This window comes from Dactylosporangium sp. NPDC005572, from assembly GCF_040605515.1.
Taxonomy (GTDB): Bacteria; Actinomycetota; Actinomycetes; order Mycobacteriales; family Micromonosporaceae; genus Dactylosporangium.
In genome coordinates this window covers 85,165-104,401 of sequence record NZ_JBEXCY010000012.1, presented here as the reverse complement: position 1 = coordinate 104,401, position 19,237 = coordinate 85,165, and the positions used below count along the sequence as shown (strand labels likewise).

The 19,237-nt window shown below is 72.8% G+C and carries 23 protein-coding genes and 1 tRNA gene; 10 read left to right on the top strand and 14 right to left on the bottom strand.

What is annotated here, in order from left to right:
* Positions 1-4: 4 nt before the first annotated feature.
* On the top strand, positions 5-802 hold the full coding sequence (locus ABZS66_RS09570; RefSeq protein WP_354756646.1) for a squalene--hopene cyclase: 798 nt from the start codon (positions 5-7) through the stop codon (positions 800-802).
* Here the strand turns inward: ABZS66_RS09570 and ABZS66_RS09565 are convergent.
* Both ABZS66_RS09565 and proB read right to left on the bottom strand, forming a co-directional pair.
* A complete protein-coding gene (locus tag ABZS66_RS09565) occupies positions 795-1,361 on the bottom strand; it encodes a TetR/AcrR family transcriptional regulator (RefSeq protein WP_354756645.1) in 567 nt (188 codons plus the stop codon). The two genes, ABZS66_RS09570 and ABZS66_RS09565, sit on opposite strands and share 8 nt — an antisense overlap.
* Before the next feature lie 114 nt (positions 1,362-1,475).
* Positions 1,476-2,576, bottom strand: a complete 1,101-nt coding sequence (gene proB, locus ABZS66_RS09560) for a glutamate 5-kinase (protein WP_354756644.1) — start codon at positions 2,574-2,576, stop codon at positions 1,476-1,478.
* A 52-nt stretch (positions 2,577-2,628) separates the two neighbouring features.
* Between proB and ABZS66_RS09555 the strand changes: the two genes are divergently transcribed.
* The 6 genes from ABZS66_RS09555 (at position 2,629) to nuoH (ending at position 7,981) form a co-directional block, all read left to right on the top strand.
* Positions 2,629-2,931 (top strand): MGMT family protein, encoded by a 303-nt coding sequence (locus ABZS66_RS09555; RefSeq protein ID WP_354756643.1) that lies wholly within the window; start codon positions 2,629-2,631, stop codon positions 2,929-2,931.
* A gap of 78 nt (positions 2,932-3,009) precedes the next feature.
* Positions 3,010-4,350, top strand: a complete 1,341-nt coding sequence (locus tag ABZS66_RS09550; RefSeq protein ID WP_354756642.1) for an MFS transporter — start codon at positions 3,010-3,012, stop codon at positions 4,348-4,350.
* Positions 4,347-5,768: an aminotransferase class V-fold PLP-dependent enzyme gene (locus ABZS66_RS09545; RefSeq protein WP_354756641.1), complete on the top strand. Its 1,422-nt coding sequence runs from the start codon at positions 4,347-4,349 to the stop codon at positions 5,766-5,768. The genes ABZS66_RS09550 and ABZS66_RS09545 overlap by 4 nt, the downstream gene beginning before the upstream one ends.
* A 153-nt stretch (positions 5,769-5,921) precedes the next feature.
* Entirely contained in the window at positions 5,922-6,431 is a 510-nt protein-coding gene (locus ABZS66_RS09540) for an NADH-quinone oxidoreductase subunit B family protein (protein ID WP_354756640.1), read from the top strand.
* A 9-nt stretch (positions 6,432-6,440) separates the two neighbouring features.
* Positions 6,441-7,016, top strand: a complete 576-nt coding sequence (locus tag ABZS66_RS09535) for an NADH-quinone oxidoreductase subunit C (RefSeq protein WP_354756639.1) — start codon at positions 6,441-6,443, stop codon at positions 7,014-7,016.
* Positions 7,016-7,981: an NADH-quinone oxidoreductase subunit NuoH gene (gene nuoH, locus ABZS66_RS09530; RefSeq protein WP_354756638.1), complete on the top strand. Its 966-nt coding sequence runs from the start codon at positions 7,016-7,018 to the stop codon at positions 7,979-7,981. The genes ABZS66_RS09535 and nuoH overlap by 1 nt, the downstream gene beginning before the upstream one ends.
* On the opposite strand, the gene ABZS66_RS09525 is transcribed toward nuoH, so the two are convergent.
* The gene (locus ABZS66_RS09525; RefSeq protein WP_354756637.1) at positions 7,965-8,309 is read right to left on the bottom strand and encodes a hypothetical protein; all 345 of its coding nucleotides are present in this window, start codon (positions 8,307-8,309) and stop codon (positions 7,965-7,967) included. The two genes, nuoH and ABZS66_RS09525, sit on opposite strands and share 17 nt — an antisense overlap.
* Before the next feature lie 159 nt (positions 8,310-8,468).
* Here ABZS66_RS09525 and ABZS66_RS09520 point away from each other — a divergent pair, with 159 nt between their 5' ends.
* Together ABZS66_RS09520 and ABZS66_RS09515 are read left to right on the top strand one after the other, a co-directional pair.
* Positions 8,469-9,170: a hypothetical protein gene (locus ABZS66_RS09520; protein ID WP_354756636.1), complete on the top strand. Its 702-nt coding sequence runs from the start codon at positions 8,469-8,471 to the stop codon at positions 9,168-9,170.
* Positions 9,167-9,571, top strand: coding sequence for a transcriptional regulator (locus ABZS66_RS09515; protein WP_354756635.1), 405 nt, complete (start codon positions 9,167-9,169; stop codon positions 9,569-9,571). The genes ABZS66_RS09520 and ABZS66_RS09515 overlap by 4 nt, the downstream gene beginning before the upstream one ends.
* 30 nt (positions 9,572-9,601) lie before the next feature.
* On the opposite strand, the gene ABZS66_RS09510 is transcribed toward ABZS66_RS09515, so the two are convergent.
* The 3 genes from ABZS66_RS09510 to ABZS66_RS09500 form a co-directional block, all read right to left on the bottom strand.
* Entirely contained in the window at positions 9,602-9,991 is a 390-nt protein-coding gene (locus ABZS66_RS09510; protein ID WP_354756634.1) for a hypothetical protein, read from the bottom strand.
* A 128-nt stretch (positions 9,992-10,119) separates the two neighbouring features.
* Entirely contained in the window at positions 10,120-10,242 is a 123-nt protein-coding gene (locus tag ABZS66_RS09505; RefSeq protein WP_354756633.1) for a hypothetical protein, read from the bottom strand.
* 148 nt (positions 10,243-10,390) lie between these two features.
* A tRNA-Tyr gene (locus tag ABZS66_RS09500) sits at positions 10,391-10,471 on the bottom strand.
* A gap of 101 nt (positions 10,472-10,572) precedes the next feature.
* On the opposite strand from ABZS66_RS09500, the gene ABZS66_RS09495 reads away from it, so the two are divergent.
* The gene (locus ABZS66_RS09495; protein ID WP_354756632.1) at positions 10,573-11,067 is read left to right on the top strand and encodes a YajQ family cyclic di-GMP-binding protein; all 495 of its coding nucleotides are present in this window, start codon (positions 10,573-10,575) and stop codon (positions 11,065-11,067) included.
* Here the strand turns inward: ABZS66_RS09495 and ABZS66_RS09490 are convergent.
* The 8 genes from ABZS66_RS09490 to ABZS66_RS09455 all read right to left on the bottom strand — a co-directional run bounded on the left by ABZS66_RS09490 (position 11,058) and on the right by ABZS66_RS09455 (position 19,220).
* Positions 11,058-11,201, bottom strand: a complete 144-nt coding sequence (locus ABZS66_RS09490) for a hypothetical protein (protein ID WP_354756631.1) — start codon at positions 11,199-11,201, stop codon at positions 11,058-11,060. The two genes, ABZS66_RS09495 and ABZS66_RS09490, sit on opposite strands and share 10 nt — an antisense overlap.
* 6 nt (positions 11,202-11,207) lie before the next feature.
* On the bottom strand, positions 11,208-12,443 hold the full coding sequence (locus tag ABZS66_RS09485) for an MFS transporter (protein ID WP_354756630.1): 1,236 nt from the start codon (positions 12,441-12,443) through the stop codon (positions 11,208-11,210).
* Between the two features lie 72 nt (positions 12,444-12,515).
* A complete protein-coding gene (gene htpX, locus ABZS66_RS09480) occupies positions 12,516-13,385 on the bottom strand; it encodes a zinc metalloprotease HtpX (protein ID WP_354756629.1) in 870 nt (289 codons plus the stop codon).
* 52 nt (positions 13,386-13,437) lie between these two features.
* A complete protein-coding gene (locus tag ABZS66_RS09475; RefSeq protein ID WP_354756628.1) occupies positions 13,438-15,000 on the bottom strand; it encodes a proton-conducting transporter membrane subunit in 1,563 nt (520 codons plus the stop codon).
* Complete coding sequence (locus tag ABZS66_RS09470; RefSeq protein ID WP_354756627.1) at positions 14,997-16,511, bottom strand: NADH-quinone oxidoreductase subunit M; 1,515 nt, start codon at positions 16,509-16,511, stop codon at positions 14,997-14,999. The genes ABZS66_RS09475 and ABZS66_RS09470 overlap by 4 nt, the downstream gene beginning before the upstream one ends.
* Positions 16,511-18,397 (bottom strand): NADH-quinone oxidoreductase subunit L, encoded by a 1,887-nt coding sequence (locus ABZS66_RS09465; protein ID WP_354756626.1) that lies wholly within the window; start codon positions 18,395-18,397, stop codon positions 16,511-16,513. Before ABZS66_RS09465 ends, ABZS66_RS09470 begins: the two co-directional genes overlap by 1 nt.
* Positions 18,394-18,711, bottom strand: a complete 318-nt coding sequence (gene nuoK / locus ABZS66_RS09460) for an NADH-quinone oxidoreductase subunit NuoK (protein WP_238007637.1) — start codon at positions 18,709-18,711, stop codon at positions 18,394-18,396. The genes ABZS66_RS09465 and nuoK overlap by 4 nt, the downstream gene beginning before the upstream one ends.
* Complete coding sequence (locus ABZS66_RS09455; RefSeq protein WP_354756625.1) at positions 18,711-19,220, bottom strand: NADH-quinone oxidoreductase subunit J; 510 nt, start codon at positions 19,218-19,220, stop codon at positions 18,711-18,713. The genes nuoK and ABZS66_RS09455 overlap by 1 nt, the downstream gene beginning before the upstream one ends.
* Positions 19,221-19,237: the final 17 nt, after the last annotated feature.

Here is a 19,237-nt window from a genome sequence, read left to right as displayed (position 1 = left end):
GCCCATGGTCGACCTTGATGCCGCGATCGGCTACGTCGTCGCACACGGCGACGCCGTGGACCGCGCTCGCCTCGCCCACCTGCGTACCGGGCAGGCGCCGCCGGCCGACGTGCTGGACAAGGCCGAGATCGGCCAGGTCACCGGCGGCGGCTGGCCCGCCTACTGGGGCGCCGACATCCCGTCGGTCGACGCGACCTGCTTCCGCCTGGCCGAGCTCGACGACCTGGGCGCGATCGGCCGCCCGGCGGCCCGCAAGGCCGTCGGGTGGCTCGGCCGTAGCCAGCGACCCGACGGGATGTGGGAAGAGGACGCCAAGCTTGCCGGCATCGCGCCGCCGTGGGCCCAGCCCGGCGACGCCGAGGCCCGCCTGTACCTGACCACCAACGCCGCGTACTGGCTCGTCGTCGGCGGCCCGCCGGACGGCGACGACGGCGAGCACGCGACCCGCATCGCCCGCGCCGCCGAGGCGTTCCGCGCCTCGCTGCGCCCCGACGGCTCCTGGCCGTCGTTCCTGGTCACCGGCTGGCTCGGCTGCGCCCTGCTGTACCACCTGGGCTGGTTCTACGAGTCGGCCCAGATCCAGGTGGCCCTGGCCGACCGCGTCCCGGAGATGACCGCGGCCGACACGGCGTCGCTGTTCTCCACCCTGCGCCGCATCGGCATGTCCACAGAGGACTGGCTGCTGACCGCCGCCCGCCGCCGCCTCGCCGAGACCCAGCGCAGCGACGGCGGCTGGGAGAGCGACGACGGCGACCAGTTCAACGTCCACACGACGCTGACCGCGATCCGCGCCCTCAGATAAGCCCGTCGAGCGCGTCGTCGAGCGCCACCCTGAGCGCCGTGGAGTCCCCGGTGGCCAGCAACAGCGCCACCCCTCCCTGCAACGCGGCGAGAATGATCATCGCTCGGTTGCGGGCGTCCTGGACGCCGGCCCTGCGCAGCCCGTCCTCGATCCGCTGCTGCCAGGTGGTCAGCAGCTGGGCGACGACGGGCCCGACCTCGGGGTGGCTCGGCGCGAGCCGCCTGGTGAGCGCGCTCATGGGACACCGCGTCCCCTGCCGCTCGTACTTCTCGACGACGACGTCGCGCCAGCCGGCCCACGATCCCGGCGGCCCGAGCTCACTGAGCTGGGGCTCCTGATCCAGCAGTACCTGTTGAGCCTCATGCTCCGCGACGGCGAGCAACAGCTGGGACCGCCCGTCGGGGAAGTAATGGAAGAGCTGGCTCTTGCTGGTGGCGGTCAGGTTCCGGATGTCGTCGAGCGAGACCTCGTCGATGCCCTGTTCACGCAGGAGTTGCGCCGCCCCGGCGACGATCCGCTCCCGGGTAGCGGCCCCCTTCTTGGTCAGGTTCCCCACCACGGCAACAACCCTACCGACCTGGACCGCCCAGTCCACCGGGCCGTTCCCATGATCAAGGGAACGATGTGGCTGTCCAGGCAGCCATATCCTTCCCACGATCATGGGAGCGCACCGTCAGAGGAGCACCAGGTCGTCGCGGTGGACGACCTCGCGTTCGTACGCCGGGCCCAGCGCCGCCGCAAGCTCGCCCGTCGAGCGGCCCAGCAGCGGTGGGAGCTCCGTCGCGTCGTAGTTCACCAGGCCCCGGGCCACCGGCACGCCCGCCAGATCCACCAGATCCACCGGGTCGCCGGCCGCGAACCGGCCGTCCACGGCCGTGATGCCCGCCGGTAGCAGGGACGCCTTGCGGCCCACCACCGCCTGCACCGCGCCCGCGTCCAGGTGCAGGCGGCCGCGCGGGGCGGTCGCGTGGGCCAGCCAGAACAGGCGCGCCTGCGGGCGCTCGCGCAGGCGGTGGAACAGGGTGCCGATCTCCTCGCCGGCCAGCACGCGAGGCGCCTGCGGGGCCGAGGCCAGGACCACCGGGATGCCGCTCGTGGTGGCGATCCGGGCCGCCTCCACCTTCGTCACCATGCCGCCGGTGCCGACGCCGGCCTTGCCGGGGCGGCGGATGTCGACGCCGGACAGGTCCTCGAGCGAGCGGACGTCCGTGATCGGGACGGACGTCGGCCGCGAGGGGTCGCCGGTGTACAGGCCGGGGACGTCCGAGAGCAGGACCAGCAGGTCGGCGTGGACCAGCGCGGCGACCAGGGCGGCCAGGCGGTCGTTGTCGCCGAAGCGGATCTCCTCGGTGGCCACGGTGTCGTTCTCGTTGACGATCGGGACGGCGTGCAGGTCGAGCAGGCGGCGCAGCGTCCGGTACGCATTGCGGTAGTGCGCGCGGCGGGTCACGTCGTCGACCGTGAGCAGGACCTGGCCGACCACGCGGCCGTGGCGGGCGAACGCGTCGTTGTACGCCCGCATCAGCAGGCCCTGGCCGACGCTCGCCGCCGCCTGCTGGGTCGCCAGGTCGCGCGGGCGGCGGGACAGGCCCAGCGGGGCCAGGCCGGCGGCGATCGCGCCCGAGGAGACCAGCACCACCTCGGCCCGGGTCGCGGCCAGCGCGTCCACCAGGGCGTCGACCCGGTCGGTGTCCAGGCCACCGGTCGCGGTGGTCAGCGACGACGACCCGACCTTGACGACGATCCGCCGAGCCTCGGTGACCTGTTCCCGCACGCCGACCATCTTGCCGCCTGCTCCCCGGGAAGAAGCGGTAGGTTCCCATATCGTGGCCGACGAGGACTACGCCGAACTGGTGCTCACGGTGGTCGAACGCATCCCGCCGGGGCGGGTCATGTCGTACGGCGCGATCGCCGAATATCTGGGCCAGGGCGGCCCGCGGCAGGTGGGGGCGGTGATGGCCCACTACGGCGGCGGCGTCCCCTGGCACCGGGTCGTCGCCGCGAACGGCCGGCTGGTGCCCGGTCACGAGCAGGAGGCCCTCCGGCGGCACCGCCAGGAGAACACCCCGCTGCGCGGTGACAAGGTCGACATGCGCCAGGCCGCCTGGTGGCCGGAGGACCAAGGCTGAAGCCTGTCCGGACGGTCGGTGGCAACGCCCGCAACGACCGTTTTTCGTGAGGAAATCTCGCGGTAGCATCCGTGGACCATGAGTCACCCGTCGGGATCACTGCCCGGCCGCGTGCGCGCGGGGTACGCACTCGGCTCTCTCGTCACCGGGGCCTTCGGCACCGTGCCGGGCCTGTTGCTGCTGCCCTACCTGACCGACACGCTCGGCGTGGCCGCCGGGCTCGCGGGGCTGCTGGTGCTCGCGCCGAAGGCGTGGGACGTGCTGATCAACCCGGTTGCCGGGCGGATCTCCGACCGCACCCGCACGTCGATGGGTGCCCGGCGACCGTTCCTGCTCTTCGGGGGCCTAGCGCTGGCCGTCCTCTTCGCGTTGATCTTCGCCGCGCCGGTGCGCTCGGGCGTCTACGTCGCGCTGGTCTTCCTGGCCGCCGCCACCGCGTTCGCCTTCTACCAGGTGCCCTACGTCGCGATGCCGGCCGAGATGACCGACGACTACGCCGAGCGGACCCGCCTGATGACCTGGCGGGTGGCGTTCCTGGCGTTGGCGATCCTGGTCTCCGGCGCGCTGTCGCCGATGGTCACGAAGCAGTTCGGTGACGGCATCCCGGGCCATCGAGCGATGGGCGTCTTCGTCGCCATTTTGATTCTCATCGGTACCGTCGGATCTTTCGTCGGCACCAGGAGCGCACCCACCGGCAGGGTCCTGCCGAGCGAGCCGTCGTTCGGCGCGCAGTTGCGGGTCGTGCGGGGCAACCGCCCGTTCCGGCTGCTGCTCGTGTGCTTCGTCGTCCAGGCGGCCGGCATCGGCACCATGCTGGCCGGCGTCAGCTACTTCGCGACCCAGATCCTGGAGTCGCCCGACACCGGCGCGACCGTGCTGTTCGCCTGCTTCGTCGGCCCGGCGCTGCTGGTGATGCCGATCTGGACCCGGGTCGGCCGGCGGGTCGGCAAGCTGCGGGCCTACGTGCTCGCCTCGGTCATCTTCGCCGTCGCCGCCGCGCTGCTCGCGCTGGCGCCGTTCCTGCCGGCCGTCGCCGTGTACGTGATCACCGGCCTGGTCGGCGGCGGGTACGCCGGCCAGCAGGTCTTCGGCCTGGCCATGCTGCCGGACTGCATCGCGTACGACGCCGAGCGCACCGGCCGCCGCCAGGCCGGCGTCTTCACCGGCCTGTGGACGGCCGGCGAGACACTCGGGCTCGCGCTCGGGCCGGGCGTCTTCGCCGTGCTGCTCGCGGTGTTCGGCTACGTCTCCAGCGAGACCGGCGAGGCGGCCCTGCAGACCGGCACGGCCAAGCTCGGCGTGCTGCTCGGCTTCACCGTCGTGCCCGCGGTCGTCGTCGCGGTCGCTCTGTTCGCTTTACGGGGATACGACCTGGACGAGCGGCGGCTCGTCGAGGTCAACGAGGGGGTACCAGCATGACAGCGCTGCCGGAGCACGGAGTGCCGGCCGAGGAGGTCCTGCGGGAGCTGGCGAAGCTGCGGGAACGCGACCTGCCGACCCACGGCGGGCGGCTCTTCGCCTACGTCTACGACCCGGGCTCAGCAGGCCCTGCCGGCCTCGACGAGCTGGCCACCGCCGCGCACGCCACGTCCGCGCACGTCAACGGCCTCGACCCGACCGCGTTCCCGTCGCTGCTGGCGATGGAGAACGACCTGGTGGCGGCCGCGGCGCGGGTGCTGTCCGGCCCGCCGTCCACGGTCGGCAGCGTCACCAGCGGCGGCACGGAGTCGCTGATCCTCGCGGTCAAGGCCGCCCGCGACGCCCGCCCGGACGTCGACCGGCCGCGACTGGTCATGCCGGTGACCGCGCACGCCGCGCTGGCGAAGGCGGCCTCCTACCTTCGGGTGGAGCTGGACACGGTACCGGTGGATCCGTCCACATTGCGGGTGGATCCCGCGGCGGTCGCGGCCGCGATCCGGCCCGAGACGGTGCTCGTGGCCTGTTCGGCGCCGTCCTACGCCCACGGCCTCATCGATCCGGTCGAGCCGATCGCCGCCGCCGCTGCCGCGGCCGGGGTCCGCTGCCACGTGGACGCCTGCTTCGGCGGCTGGACGCTGCCGTACCTGCGCCGCCTCGGCGAGCCCATCCCGCCGTTCGACTTCGCGGTGCCGGGCGTGACGAGCATGTCGGTCGATCTCCACAAGTACGCCTATGTACCGAAGGGCGTCTCTGTCCTGCTGCACCGCGACGAGGAGCTGCGGGCGCCGCAGTACTTCGGCTACGCGGACTGGCCGGGGTACACGATGGTCAACCCGGTCATCTCGTCGACCCGCTCCGGGGGGCCGATCGCGGCGGCCTGGGCGGTGATGCGGCACATCGGCGACGCCGGCTACCTGTCGCTGGCCGCCACCACGCTGCAGGCGACGCGGGGCCTGGCATCCGCGGTGGCCGCTGTCGACGGGCTTCAGCCGGTACCGGTGGAATCGACCGTCGTCGCCTTCATGTCCACCGACGTGAACCTCTTCGTGCTGGCCGACGAGCTGGCGGCGCGGGGCTGGCACACGCAGCCGCAGTTCCGGCACGGCTCGCTGCCGGCGTCGGTGCACCTGACGGTGACGGCCGCGGTCGCGCCGCGGGTCGCCGAGTTCGCGTCGGACCTGGTCTCCGCCGTCGCGGCGGCGCGCGCCTTCGGACCGGTCGCCCTCCCCGACGGGGTGCTCGACCTGGTGGGCTCGGCGTCGGCGGCCGACCTGGCCGGCTTCCTGGGCTTCTCTCCCGACGGCGGCCTGCCGGACCGGATGGCCGTGATCAACACGCTGCTCGACGCGGCCCCGCCGGCGGTCCGCGAGCGGCTGCTCGTGTCGTTCCTCAGCCTGCTCCAGCGCCCGTCCTGGTGAACCGCATCGGGGGACCGGGCTGATGCCCGGCCCCCCGATCCCCCGATATACCAGTCCGACGAACCAACGGGCTGGATATCGACAACACGCGCTGGACGCCCAGGACGTTGTGGCGGGAATCCGACAGACGATCCTGGGAGTAGGCTGAAGGTCATGTCGAGCGTGCTGGGTGAGCCGATCAAGTTCGTGCTCAACTGGGGTCGGCGCTACTCCCTGTGGGTGTTCAACTTCGGGCTGGCCTGCTGTGCCATCGAGTTCATCGCCACGTCCATGGGGCGGCACGACTTCATGCGGCTCGGCGTGATCCCGTTCGCCCACGGCCCCCGCCAGGCCGACCTCATGGTCGTCTCGGGCACCGTGACCGACAAGATGGCGCCGGCCGTGAAGCGGCTCTACGACCAGATGCCGGATCCGAAGTACGTGATCAGCTTCGGCGCCTGCTCGAACTGCGGCGGTCCGTATTGGGACTCGTACTCGGTCACCAAGGGCGTCGACCAGCTCATCCCGGTCGACGTGTACGTGCCCGGCTGCCCGCCGCGGCCCGAGGCGCTCCTGCACGGGATCATGCGGCTCCAGGAGAAGATCGCCGGCGAGCAGTCCGGCCTCGGCGGGGTGCCGCGCCCGGACGTGCGCGCACTGTCCGCGCCTCCGGTGCGCCCGTAGGATCGGCGCATGACGCCCGAGGAGATCGGCGCCCGCCTCGCCGATGAGCTGGGCGAGGGTGTGACGGCCGGCGAGTCCGCCGGGGGCCGCTTCAGCCGCGCCACCGTCGACGTGCCCGCTGCGCGCTGGGTCGATGCCGTGCGCGCGGCCCGGGACTCGCTGTCGTGCGACTTCTTCGACTGGCTCTCGGCGGTCGACGAGCTTCCTTCGGGTTTCACGGTGGTCACCCACGTGTGGTCTTCCACGGCCCGCCACGGCGTGCTGCTCCGCGCCGCGCTGCCGCGCACCGAATCGGTCATCTCGTCGATTGTCGGTGTCTATCCGGGTGCCGCGTGGCACGAGCGCGAGACCCACGAGATGTTCGACATCGACTTCGAGGGCCACCCGGGGCTGCAGCCCCTCCTGCTGCCGCCGGAGTTCGAGGGCCACCCACTGCGCAAGGAGTTCGTCCTCGCCTCCCGCGTCGCCAAGCCGTGGCCGGGCGCGAAGGAGCCGGGCGAGAGCGAGCACACGGTGAGCAAGCGCGCCCCGATGCGCCCGCCGGGCGTGCCCGACCCGAGCGAATGGCCGGGAGGACGCAGCTGATGCCGATCTGGCTGGAAGTGGCCCTGCGGGTCGTCCTGGTCGTGGTCGCGTTCCTCACCCTGCCGCTCATCGTCGGCCAGGCCGAGCACAAGGTGATGGCCCACATGCAGGGCCGCCTGGGCCCGATGTACGCCGGCGCCTTCCACGGCTGGGCCCAGCTCATCGCCGACGGCGTGAAGTTCGTGCAGAAAGAGGACATCACCCCGCGCGCGGCCGACCGCCCGGTCTTCCGCCTGGCGCCCGTCGTCGCCCTCCTGCCCTACCTGGCCGTCCTCCTGGTGATCCCGATCGGCCCGCACGGCCTGGTCGCCCAGCCGCTGGACATCGGCCTCTTCTTCGTCCTGGCGGTCGTCGGCATCGGCGTGGTGGCGGTCCTGATGGCCGCCTGGTCCTCGGCCAACAAGTACGCCCTCCTGGGCGGCCTGCGCGCGGCGGCCCAGCTGCTGGGCTACGAGCTCCCGTTCATCCTGGCCGCCCTCTCGGTCGCGATGGCCGCGGGCAGCCTGTCCCTCAGCGGCATCGTCGAGGCCTGGCGCCCGTGGTGGCTGCTCTGGCAGCTCCCCGCGCTGGTGGTCTTCTTCGTGGCCGGCCTGGCGGAGATCCGCCGCCCGCCCTTCGACATGCCGATCGCCGACTCCGAGCTGGTCTTCGGCTACATGACCGAGTACACGGGCCTGCGCTTCGCGTTCTTCCTCCTGGCCGAGTACGTCGGGATCGTGGTGATCGCGGCCCTGACCACGGTCCTGTTCCTGGGCGGCTGGAAGGGCCCGTTCGGGCTGGACGCGGAGCTGGGCTGGCTGTGGACCCTGATCAAGGTCTTCGCGGTGTCGTTCGTGGTGATCTGGCTCCGCGTCTCGTACCCCCGCCTGCGCGAGGACCAGCTCCAGCGCCTCTGCTGGCTGGTCCTGGTCCCGGTGGCCCTGGCCCAGCTGATCCTGACGGCAGGCGTCAAGATCGCCCTGTAGGCGCTCGCCGCTCCTCGAACGCGACGCAGGCTTTCAACTGACTGGTGTACTCGGTATGCAGCCACCCGTCGGTGGTGGCTCCACCTGGCAACACCAGCCGCACGAAGTAGGTCCGCCCGCTGCCGTCCATGGGGCTCCCGGAGTCCTGGGCCCGCTCGATCGCGAACTCGCTGACGGTCTCGAACCGCGCGTGCTCGACGTCTGCGTCGGCACACATGAGCCCCCGCGCCGTCGTGCTGTCACCCCGGCGCAGCGCCTCGAAGTACTCCCGCGCGACCCGGTCACTGCCTTCCCGCTGCCGCTCCCCGTTCCACCGCACAGCGAGCACCGCCCCACCACACACGGCGACCACACCGGCAAAGATGCCCACGCCGACGCCAACCCGCCTCAGCCACCCCACGCCAACGGATGATGCCGGTGGTTGCCGTCGCCCGGCAACCGCGTATTGCTAGTAGCGCGAACTGGTTTGTTGTGGAAACCTATTTGCATGACTTCCGATGCGGTTCCTGCCGGCGGTGATCCCCGCCGGCTGCTGGCCGACGTGCGCGACCTCGCGCGCCGGGTGCGTCTCGCGCAGCGGGTGACGTGGCTGCCGCTGCTGGTGTTCGCCACGGTGATCTTCGGGGCGATTCCGGTCTACCTGTTCGGCCACTGGAGCACCAGCGACTGCCGGCCGGTCGACGACGGTCAGGTGTGCAGGGCCTGGTTCCCGGCCGCGAACGTCTACTGGCTGGCGGCCGTGGTGCTGGCCTACGTGGTGATCGCCGGCGGGTACCTGCGGGTCGCCCGGGCCCGGGGACTGGGCGCGCGGGTGCTGCCGTACGTGCTCACCGGCGTCGCGCTCCTCGTGCTCTTCGCCGCCGTCCCGGCGGACTGGGTCCTCCCCGCCGCCGACGCGCGCACGCTCGTCCCCCCGCCCACCTTCGCCCAGGTCATGTTCCGGCTGCTCGCCCCGGCCGGCGCGATCGGGCTGGCCCTGCTGGTGCTGGCCTGGTTGGAGCGGCACGTCGCGCTGCTGTTGTTTGCCCTCGGGTATCTTGCGGTGGTGCTGGTCCCGATCAACTTCGGCTGGGGAGACCACTGGGGCAGCCAGTGGCAGTTCGTACCGATGCTGGTCATCACCGGCGGCGTGCTGCTGCTGGGCAGCGCCGGCTTCGCGCTGGCGCAACGGCTGCGGCGGTCCCGATGACCGGCTCCGACGCGCCGGCCGGGTCCCCGCATCCGGTCACCGGCCTCGATGACGTGGTGCACCAGCGGGTCCGGCTCGGCATCCTCACCCTCGCGCACGAGGCCCGCCGGGTGGAGTTCGGCTTCCTGCGCACCCAGCTGGAACTGACCGCCGGCAACCTCTCCCAGCACCTGGGCGTGCTGGAGACGGCCGGCCTGATCGAGGTCGAGAAGGGCTACGCCGGCCGGCGCGGCCGGACCTGGGTCACCCTCACCCCGGCGGGCAATGCCGCGCTGGCGGCGGAGATCACGCGACTCAAGCAGCTGATCGCCCGCGTCGAGACGCCGAACGAGCCAGCCGCGACACCAGCCGACCGCCGGCGCAGGCCGCCCGCCCGGCCGGCCATCGCGCACCCATCCTGACGCCGGACCGCTGTGGCTATCGCGCCGGACCTACCGCCCCAGCACCGTGGCGGACACGGCAAGGAAGCCCGCCACGCCGAGCAGCCATCCACCCAGCAGCCCGACGCCGATCCCGCGATCCAGATGCGGCCGGCTGACCCAGTTGGCGCCGACGATGAGGGAGCCGTACATCAGCCCGACCTGGAGGGGCAGTTCGATGATGATGTAGGTGCCCGGCGGGTTGAAGCGCTCGGATGTCATCCCGAACAGCCCCAGCCCAATGGCCACCGCCTGCCCGGCGAGGGCGATCCCGGCGCCAATCGCGACACTCGCCGGCCGGATCGGGCGCATCACATGCGCCGGACGCGGCAACGGCACGGTCCATTCGGACTCGAACGGCCCCCGCGGGGGCGGCCCATCGCTCACGAACAGATCCTCCAAGTACATCGCAGGGTCGGCGACGTTCCGCGTCCGAGCGGGTCGGTCTTGTCTCCTTGAGCTGCCGCGATGTTCGTCGTGGGCCAGTCCGTGGCTCCCGCGGCCTCGCCCTCCGCCGCTGGTTGCGCTCTTTACGTCCGGCGGGACGCTCCGGGAAGCCCGCTCCCGGACTCGTCGTCCAGGTCGAGCCCGGCAGACCGCCGCAGCCGCCCGGCCAGCTGGCGGCGGGCGGACACCTGGCTCAAGGTTCTCATGACCGGAGCCGCAGCTCCACGCAGCGCGGACAAGATCGACCTGCCCACAATCAGCCGTGACCGGCCGGATTCGACCGGACGGGGCCGGACATACGAAGAAGGCCCCCGTCCAGAGTCTCCCCTGGTCGAGGGCCTTCCTTCTTGCCGGTGGCGGGTAGAGGATTCGAACCTCTGTAGCTTTCGCGACGGATTTACAGTCCGCTCCCATTGGCCGCTCGGGCAACCCGCCTGGCGCAAGCAAGAATAGCGGTACGCCCCCGGGGCAACGCAAACGGGTACCCTCGCAACGCCCGGAACACGACATCACAAGGTTTACAGGGAGCATCCGCCATGGCTTCGGCACCCTCGTTCGACATCGTCAGCAAGGTCGACCGGCAGGAGGTCGACAACGCGCTCAACCAGGCCGAGAAGGAGCTGGCTCAGCGGTTCGACTTCCGCGGGACCGGGGCTGAGATCAAGTGGGCCGGGGAGGAGGCCGTCGCGCTCCAGGCCGAGACCGAGGAGCGGGTCCTGGCGGCGCTCGAAGTCTTCAAGGAGAAGCTGGTCAAGCGCAACATCTCGCTCAAGTCCCTCGACGCCGGCGAGCCGCGGGCGTCGGGCCGGACCTACAAGATCGACGCGAAGATCATCCAGGGCATCGAGGCGGACAAGGCCAAGGCCATCTCGAAGAAGATCCGCGACGAGGGGCCGAAGGGCGTTCAGGCCCAGATCCAGGGCGACCAGCTGCGCGTCACCGGCAAGAAGAAGGACGACCTCCAGGCGGTCATCACCCTGCTCAAGCAGGAGGACTTCGGTATCGCCCTGCAGTTCACCAACTACCGGTAGTCCCGCGGCGAGCGCCGTCCCGTCCGCGAGGGCGGGACGGCGCGGATGCGCACGAAGCTGTCGGCGTGGCGGATCTCGACGTCGTACCCCGCGGCGAGATCACCACGAAACGGGTCGGTCGGGACGAATGTCATGGGACCCTACACAACGGCCTTGAGCTCGTCGCCCGAGTGGGTGACGGCGGTGGCGCGCGCGATCGAGCCCCGTGGCAGCAGCGCCACGACCGCGCCGGCGGCCACGGCGGCGCCGCCCAGCAGGAACGCCCACATGACGCCGCCCGGGTGGTCGACGACCATGCCGGTCACCGCCACCCCGGTGGCGCTGGCGGCCACCGAGACGGTCACCAGCCAGGTGTACGCCTCGTTCAGCATCGAGCGCGGCACGATCGAGCCGACGAGCGAGTTCTGCACGGTCAGGGTGGGGGCGATCGTCGCCCCGCCGATGATGAGGGCGGCGCCCAGGGAGACCGCGTTCGGCATGGCGGCGAGGACGGCCAGGCTGGCGGCGACGCCGGCGAGCATCCAGCCGAGCCGTGCGCCGACCCGGTGGCGCGCGCCGAACCAGATGCCGCTGACGGCGCTGCCGATGCCCCACACGCCCAGCAGGATGCCGCCGACGCTCTCCGGATCGGTGGACACGTGGGCGGTGGCGTAGGCGGGGACGGCCACACCGGTACCGCCGAATGCAAAACCCAGCCCGAAGGCCGTGACCAGCAGGGCGGCGAAGCCGGGCACCCGCAGCGGGCCCAGGCCGCGGGCGGGTGCGTGGTCCTCGTGGCGGCGCCAGGAGCGGATGGCCCGGCCGCGGGCCACGATGAGCGTGCCGACGAGCGTGATCGCCGCCGCGGCGACGAGTGCGACCGCGGGCTGCCAGAGGGCGACGCACAGGGCGACCAGCATCGGCCCGGCGACGAAGACGATCTCGAAGAGCGCCGTCTCGGCGGCCAGCGCGGTCAGCCTGACCTGCGGCTGGTCGGCGGTCAGCGCGTTCCAGGTGCCGCGTATCGCGGCGGTCAGCGGCGGGAACGTCGCCCCGGCGAGGGTCGCGGCGGCCAGGATCAGCGGCAGCGATGCGTGCCGCAGGCCGGAGGCCAGCAGCAGGAGCAGCATGAGCGGGTGGGCGACGCCTGTGACGAGGAGCACCGGGGCCGGGCCGGCGCGGTCGGCCAGGCGGCCGACGACGGGGCTGGCGACGGCGGTGGCGATCGCGTACACCGAGCAGGCCAGCGCCGCCTCGGTGTACCGCCCGGTGGTCCGCTGCAGCAGGAGCAGCAGCGACAGCGAGATCATCCCGATGCCGAGCCGGGCGGCGACGCCCACGACGAGCAGGACAGGCGCTCCGGGGAGCCGCCAGACGGAGGCGTACTGCCGGAGCACCACTACCCCTTTCGGTAAGGACTGAAGGGCCCGCCGATACTAACGGCAGGCCCTTCGCGATCCGAAGGGGATTTAGCTGTACTGCACCCCGGCCATCTGCTCGAGACGCGCCACCCGCTGCTCCATCGGCGGGTGCGTCGAGAACAGGGACGCGAGCCCACCGCCCTTGAGCGGGTTGTCGATCATGAGGTGGGCCTGGCTGGCCAGCTGGCTGTCGGCCGGCAGCGGCAGCGCCTGGGTGCCGCGGTGGATCTTCCGCAGGGCGCTGGCCAGCGCGAGGGGGTCGTTGGTGAGCCGCGCGCCCGACTCGTCCGCCTGGTACTCGCGGTTGCGGCTGATCGCCATCTGGATGACCATCGCGGCCAGCGGGCCGAGGATGAGCATCATCAGCATGCCGACGATGCCGGGGCCGTCCTCGTCGTCGCTCGAGCCGAGCGGCAGGAAGATCGCCAGCTGGGCAAGCATGGTGATCATGCCGCCGAGGGCGCCGGCGACGCTGGAGATGAGGATGTCGCGGTTGTAGACGTGCGACAGCTCGTGGCCGATCACGCCGCGCAGCTCACGGGTCGTGAGCATGCCCAGGATGCCCTGGGTGACCGCGACGGCGGCGTTCTTCGGGTTGCGGCCCGTCGCGAACGCGTTGGGCTGCATCGTGGGGCTGATGTAGAGCCGAGGCATGGGCTGCCCGGCCTGGGTGGCGAGCTCGCGGACCATGGCGTACAGCTCGGGAGCCTGCGCCTCGGAGACCGGCTGCGCGTTCATGGCACGCAGGGCGATCTTGTCCGAGTAGAAGTAGCTGAACGCGTTCATTGCCAGCGACAGGAAGACGGCGATGACCAGACCGGTGCTACCGCCGAGCCAGTAGCCGACAAGCAGGATCAGTGAGGTCAGCAACCCGAGGAGGGCCGCTGTCTTCAGACCGTTGAAATGCCTGTGCTGCATGCCACCAATAACACCGCGACTGCCCGTGTGCCTTCCCGGTGCTAGCTGTGAGCTAGCTGAACGTCCCGGCCGCCCGCATGATGAGCTCCGGCGCGAAGCCGACGAGGACGGCCACGACGGCGGCCACCGCCACCGCGACGGCGACCGGCCAGCTCACCCGCGGTTTCACCAGTTCGGGTGAGGCGCCGTCGGTTGCAGCGCCTTCGGGCGTGGCGCCTTCGAGCGCAGCGCCTTCGAGCGCAGCGCCTTCGAGCGCGGGGCCTTCGGGCGGCGCGCCGAAGAACGTCGCGGCCGCGCGGACGTAGTACGCGAGGCCGATCACGGCGTTGAGCGCGACCACGACGGCCAACCAGACCGCGTCGCCGCCGAGCAGCGAGCGCACCACGGCGACCTTGGCGAACAGGCCCGCGAGCCCCGGCGGCAGCCCGGCCAGGCCGGTGAGCGAGATCACCAGGACGGCGGTCAGCCAGGGGGAGCGGCGGGCCAGGCCCCGGTAGTCGGCGACCTCGCCGCCGTCGCCGGCGCCCCGGACCGCGACGAGCGCCCCGAACGCGGAGAACTCCAGCACGACGTAGAAGAAGGCATAGGCGACGGTGGCGGCGACCAGCAGCTCGACGGCCGGCCCGGTGCGCCCGCCGGCGGCGAGCAGCGCACCGAGCGGGGCGAGCAGATAGCCGGCCTGGGCGACCGACGACCAGGCGAGCAGCCGCACCATGCGCCGCTGGCGCAGCGCGACCAGGTTGCCGACGGTCATGCTCAGCACCGCGAGCACGGCCAGGGTGAGGCCCGACGTGCCGAGCACCGGCCGGGCCGCGGACACGCCGACGAGCAGCAGCGCGACCACGCCACCGAGCTTGGACGCCGTCGACAGGTAGGCGGCGACGGGTAACGGCGCCCCGTCGTAGGTGGCCGGCGCCCAGGCGTGCGCGGGCACCGCGGCGACCTTGAACGCCAGGCCCGTGAGCAGCAGGATCACACCCACCTTGAGCAGCGGCTCGGCGGCCGGCGCGACCTGGGCGCCCGCGATGTCGGCGAAGTGGACGCCGCCGGTGGCGGTGAAGACGAGCGCGGCGCCGAGCAGGGCCACCGCCGTCGACACGACGCTGACCACGAAGAACGTGACCGCGGCGGCGCCGCCGGCCCGGTTGCCCCGGCGCAGGCCGACCAGGAGGTACAGCGGAAGCGTCAGCGTCTCGAGCGCCACCACCAGCGTGATCAGGTCGCGGGCGCCGCCGAGCACGACGGCGCCGGTCATCGAGCAGGCGAGGAGGAAGCAGTACTCCCCGGCCGGCACCTCGCCGGTGCGCAGCAGCGGCACCGACAGCGCCAGCGCGCCCAGGGCGAGCGCGGCGAACACCCCGGCGACGATCGCGGTCGCGGGGTCGAACACCAGCGAGCACTGGTCCGGGCCGAGGCAGAACGCGGTGCGCCGCCCGCCGTCGTCGAGCCCCTGGCCGACGGTGATCGCCGTCGCGATGGTGCCGAGCATGCCCAGCGCGGTGACCCCGGCGACCGCGCCCCGCCGCCCCGGGACCACCAGGTCGGCGAGCAGCGCGAGGACGGCGGTGGCGGCGGCGACATACGTCGGCAGGAGCGCGACCTGGTCGATCCTCATCGGCCGAACACCTCCGCGAGGGCCGCCACGGGATCGGCGGAGTACGACAGGACGAGCGGCGGCAGGATGCCCAGCGCCAGGGTCAGCACCACGAGCGGCGACCAGGCGACGAGCTCGCCCGGCCCGAGCCGGGCGTGCGCGCCGAGCCCGGCGACCGCCGAGGTGGCCGGGCCGTGGGTGACCCGGCGCAGCAGCCGCAGGAAGTACGCGGCGGCGAGGGCCGCGCCGACCGCCGCCAGGACGCCCAGGGTGATCCACAGCGGGCCGCCGCGCTCGAACGCGGCCACGACGGCGAACGCCTCGCCCCAGAAGCCGGCCAGGCCGGGCAGGCCGAGCGAGGCGATCGCGGCGTAGGCGAGCACGCCGCTGAGCGCCGGCGCGGTCTCCCGCAGCCCGCCCAGGCGGTCCAGTTCGCCGGTGTGCAGCCGGTCCTTGATCCCGCCGGCGATGAAGAACAGCAGGCCGGTGACGATGCCGTGGGCGATGTTGCCGATGAGGGCGGCCTGCAGGCCGGTGGCGGTCAGGGTCGCGATGCCGAGCAGCACGAAGCCCATGTGGCCGACCGACGAGTAGGCGATGAGCCGCTTGAGCTCGGTCTGGGCCAGGCAGATCAGGCCGCCGGCGATGATCGCGGCCGTGGCCAGGATCGCGAGGACCGGGGCGCTGCGCGCGGCGCCGTCGGGCGCCACCCCGACCGCGACCCGCAGCAGCCCATACGTGCCCATCTTCAGTAGCACGCCGGCCAGGATCACCGAGCCGACCGTCGGCGCCTCGGTGTGCGCGGCCGGCAGCCAGGTGTGCAGCGGCCACAGCGGGCTCTTCACCGCGAACGCGACGGCGAGCAGCACGAACGCCAGCAGTTGCATGCCGGCGGTCATCGGGCGGACGGCCGGGTCGCCGAGCGCGACCAGGTCGCCGGTGCCCGACGCCGACACGACCACGAAGACGCCCACGAGGAGCAGCACCGAGCCGAACAGCGTGTAGAGGACGAACTTGCGGGCCGCCCGCCGCCGGTCGGGGCCGCCCCAGACGGCGATCACCGCATACATCGGCAGGAGCACGACCTCGAAGAACACGAAGAAGAGCACCAGGTCGAGGGAGAGGAACACGCCCTGGATGCCGACCTGGAGGACGAGCAGGAGCGCCACCAGCAGCCGGCCGCGGCCCGGCTCCGGCACCCGCCAGAGGCAGTAGGCGCAGCACAGCATCGTCAGGAGAGCGGTGAGCACCACCAGCGGGTAGGAGATGCCGTCGATGCCCAGGTGGAACCGCAGGCTGAGGGCGGGCGCCCAGGGCAGGTCGAGCTCGGTCCACGGCGCGATCCGCGCGTCCGTCGCGGGTGCCGCGTCCGGCGGGCGGAACAGGAGCGTGACGCCGAAGGTGGCGGCGGCGAACACGGTGCCCGTCACCCGGCCGGCGCGGTCGAGCCGGGCCGGCAGGCCGGCGGCGGCCAGCGCGCCGATCGCCGGCAGCAGCAGGGTGGCCAGCAGCAGCGTCTGTCCGGTGGTCATCAGGCCACTCCCACGACGATCGCGACAACTGCGGCGATGACGACGGCGCCGCCGAGCACGGCGGTGGTCGCCCGGGGCAGCGCGGCCGCGTGGACCCGGGCGAGCAGCCCGCCCGCACCGCGAGCGCCGGAGCCGACCCCGTCGACCGCGCCGTCGACGAGCCGCTCGTCGGCCCGCCGCCCGGCCCGGGCCAGCGCCGCGACCGGCCGGGTGACGAGCGCGTCCTGCACCGCGTCGAGGTAGAAGGCGTTGGCGAACAGGCGGGTGGTCGCGGTGTCGGGCAGCGGTGCCGCCGGGTCGCGGCGCCAGGCGAGCCAGCCCCCGGCGACCAGCAGCGCCAGCGGGACGAGGGCGAGCCAGGTCAGGTGAGCGACCGGCGTGGCGGCCCGCAGCGGCATCGCCCCTTCCGCGTCGCCCCACCCGCCGCCAACCAGCCGGTCGCTGAAGCCCACGGCCAGCCCGGCGAAGCCCAGCAGCACGGTGGGCACGGCCAGCACCAGCAGCGGCCCGCGCATCGCCCACGGCGGCTCGTGCGCCGCCCGGGCCTCGGCCGAGCGGGGCTCGCCGCCGAACGTGCGCCGCCACAGCCGCACCACGTAGGCCGCGGTGACCGCGACGGTCAGGCAGGCGGAGACCAGCACCACGGCGGCCACGCCCCGCGGCAGCGGCCCGTGGCCGTCGCCGGTCGTCGCGTGCCAGGCGGCCTCCACGATCGCGTCCTTGCTCCAGAACCCGGCGAAGACCGGCACCCCGGCCAGCGCCGCGAGTGCGGCGGTCATGGTCCAGAACGTGGCCGGCATCCGCTCGCGCAGCCCGCCCATCGACGCCATGAGGTTGGTGCCGACGGCGTGGATCACCGCGCCCGCGGCGAGGAACAGCAGCGCCTTGAACGCGGCGTGGGTGAGCAGGTGGAACAGCGCGGCGGCGGGCGCGCCGACGGCGAGGGCGCCGGTCATGTAGCCCAGCTGGCTGACCGTCGACCAGGCCAGGACCCGCTTGATGTCGTCCTGGCCGAGGGCGGACAGCGCGCCGAGCAGCATCGTGACCGAGGCCATCAGGGCCAGCACGACCAGCGCGGGAGCGGACCGCTCGAACAGCGGGAACAGCCGGGCCACGACGTAGACCCCGGCCGCGACCATCGTCGCGGCGTGGATCAGGGCCGAGATCGGGGTCGGGCCGGCCATCGCGTCGGGCAACCAGGTGTGCAGCGGGAACTGCGCGCTCTTGCCGGCGACCCCGGCCAGCAGCAGCAGGCAGGCGGCCGTCACGGTGCCCGCGGACAGGTCGGCGGCGAACACGTCGGCGATGCGGAAGCTGCCGGCCCGCACCCCGAGCAGCACGATGCCGAGCAGGAAGCCGACGTCGCCGACGCGGGTGACCAGGAACGCCTTGACCGCCGCCCGCGGTGCCTCGGGCAGCCGCCGGTCGTGGCCGATGAGCAGATAGGAACAGATGCCCATGACCTCCCAGCCGACGAGCATCACGATCAGGTCGCCGGACGCGACGACCAGCAGCATCGCGCCGGTGAAGAGGCTGACCTGGGCGGCGTAGGGCGCGTAGCGGTCGTCGTCGTGCAGGTAGGCCACCGAGTAGACCTGGACGCAGAGGGCCACCACGGCGACGGCGACCGCCACCAGCCCGGCCGGGCCGTCGAGCCAGGTGCCGAACGTGACGGCCAGTCGGCCGAACTCGGCGATCACGTGACCGCTATCGGGCCCGTGCGGGCCCCGCGCGGCGGCGGCGATCGCGACGCCGAGCGCCGCGGTGGCGCCGCCGACGCCGAGCACCGCGGCCGGCACCCGCCTGTCCCCGCGCAGCAGCAGCCCGGCGAGGCCGAGGGCGAGGGGGATGGCCGGCAGGGCGGCGCCGAGGGGGTCGACGGTCACGCCGACACCTCCTCGTCGAGCTCCAGCTCGTCGACCACGACACTGCGGCGCAGCCGGTAGAGCTGGAGGATCAGCGCGAGTCCGACGCCGACCTCGGCCGCGGCGAGCACGATCACGAACAGCGTGAACGACTGCCCGGCGTGCGGCACCGCGGCCCGGATGGTCGCGTCGGCGGTGACGAAGATCAGGTTGACCGCGTTGAGCATCAGCTCGACGGCCATGAGCAGCAGCACGGCGTTGCGCCGGACGACCACGCCGTAGACCCCGATGCCGAAGAGCAGCGCGGCGATCGTGAACGGCAGCACGGGATGCATCAGCCCCGCCTCCTCGCGCCGATGTCGGGCCGGGAGACGACGATCGCCCCGACCAGCGCGGCCAGCAGCAGCACGGAGATCAGCTCGAACGGCAGCACCCAGGTGCGGAACAGGGCCGCGCCGAGCCGCTCGGCGGTGCCCGGCTCCGGCAGGTCGGTCCGCGTCCAGCGGAACGCGTCGATCAGCAGGGCCGCGAGCCCGGCGCCCGACCCGGCCCCGACCAGCAGCCCGGGCCAGCGAACCCGGTCGAGGTCGTCGCTCGCGCCGATCGGGGCCCGGGTGAGCATCACCGCGAAGAGCAGCAGCACGACGACGGCGCCGACGTAGAGCAGGACCTGGACCCAGGCGACCAGCTCGGCGGTGAGCACCAGGTAGAGCCCGGCGATCGCGCCCAGCGCCACGACCAGCCACAGCCCGGCCCGCACGACGTGCCGCGTCGTCACGACCAGCAGGCCGGAGCCCAGCGCCACCGCGCCGAGCGCGCCGATCAGCACATCGGCCGTGGTCATCGCTGAGCCAACCTCAT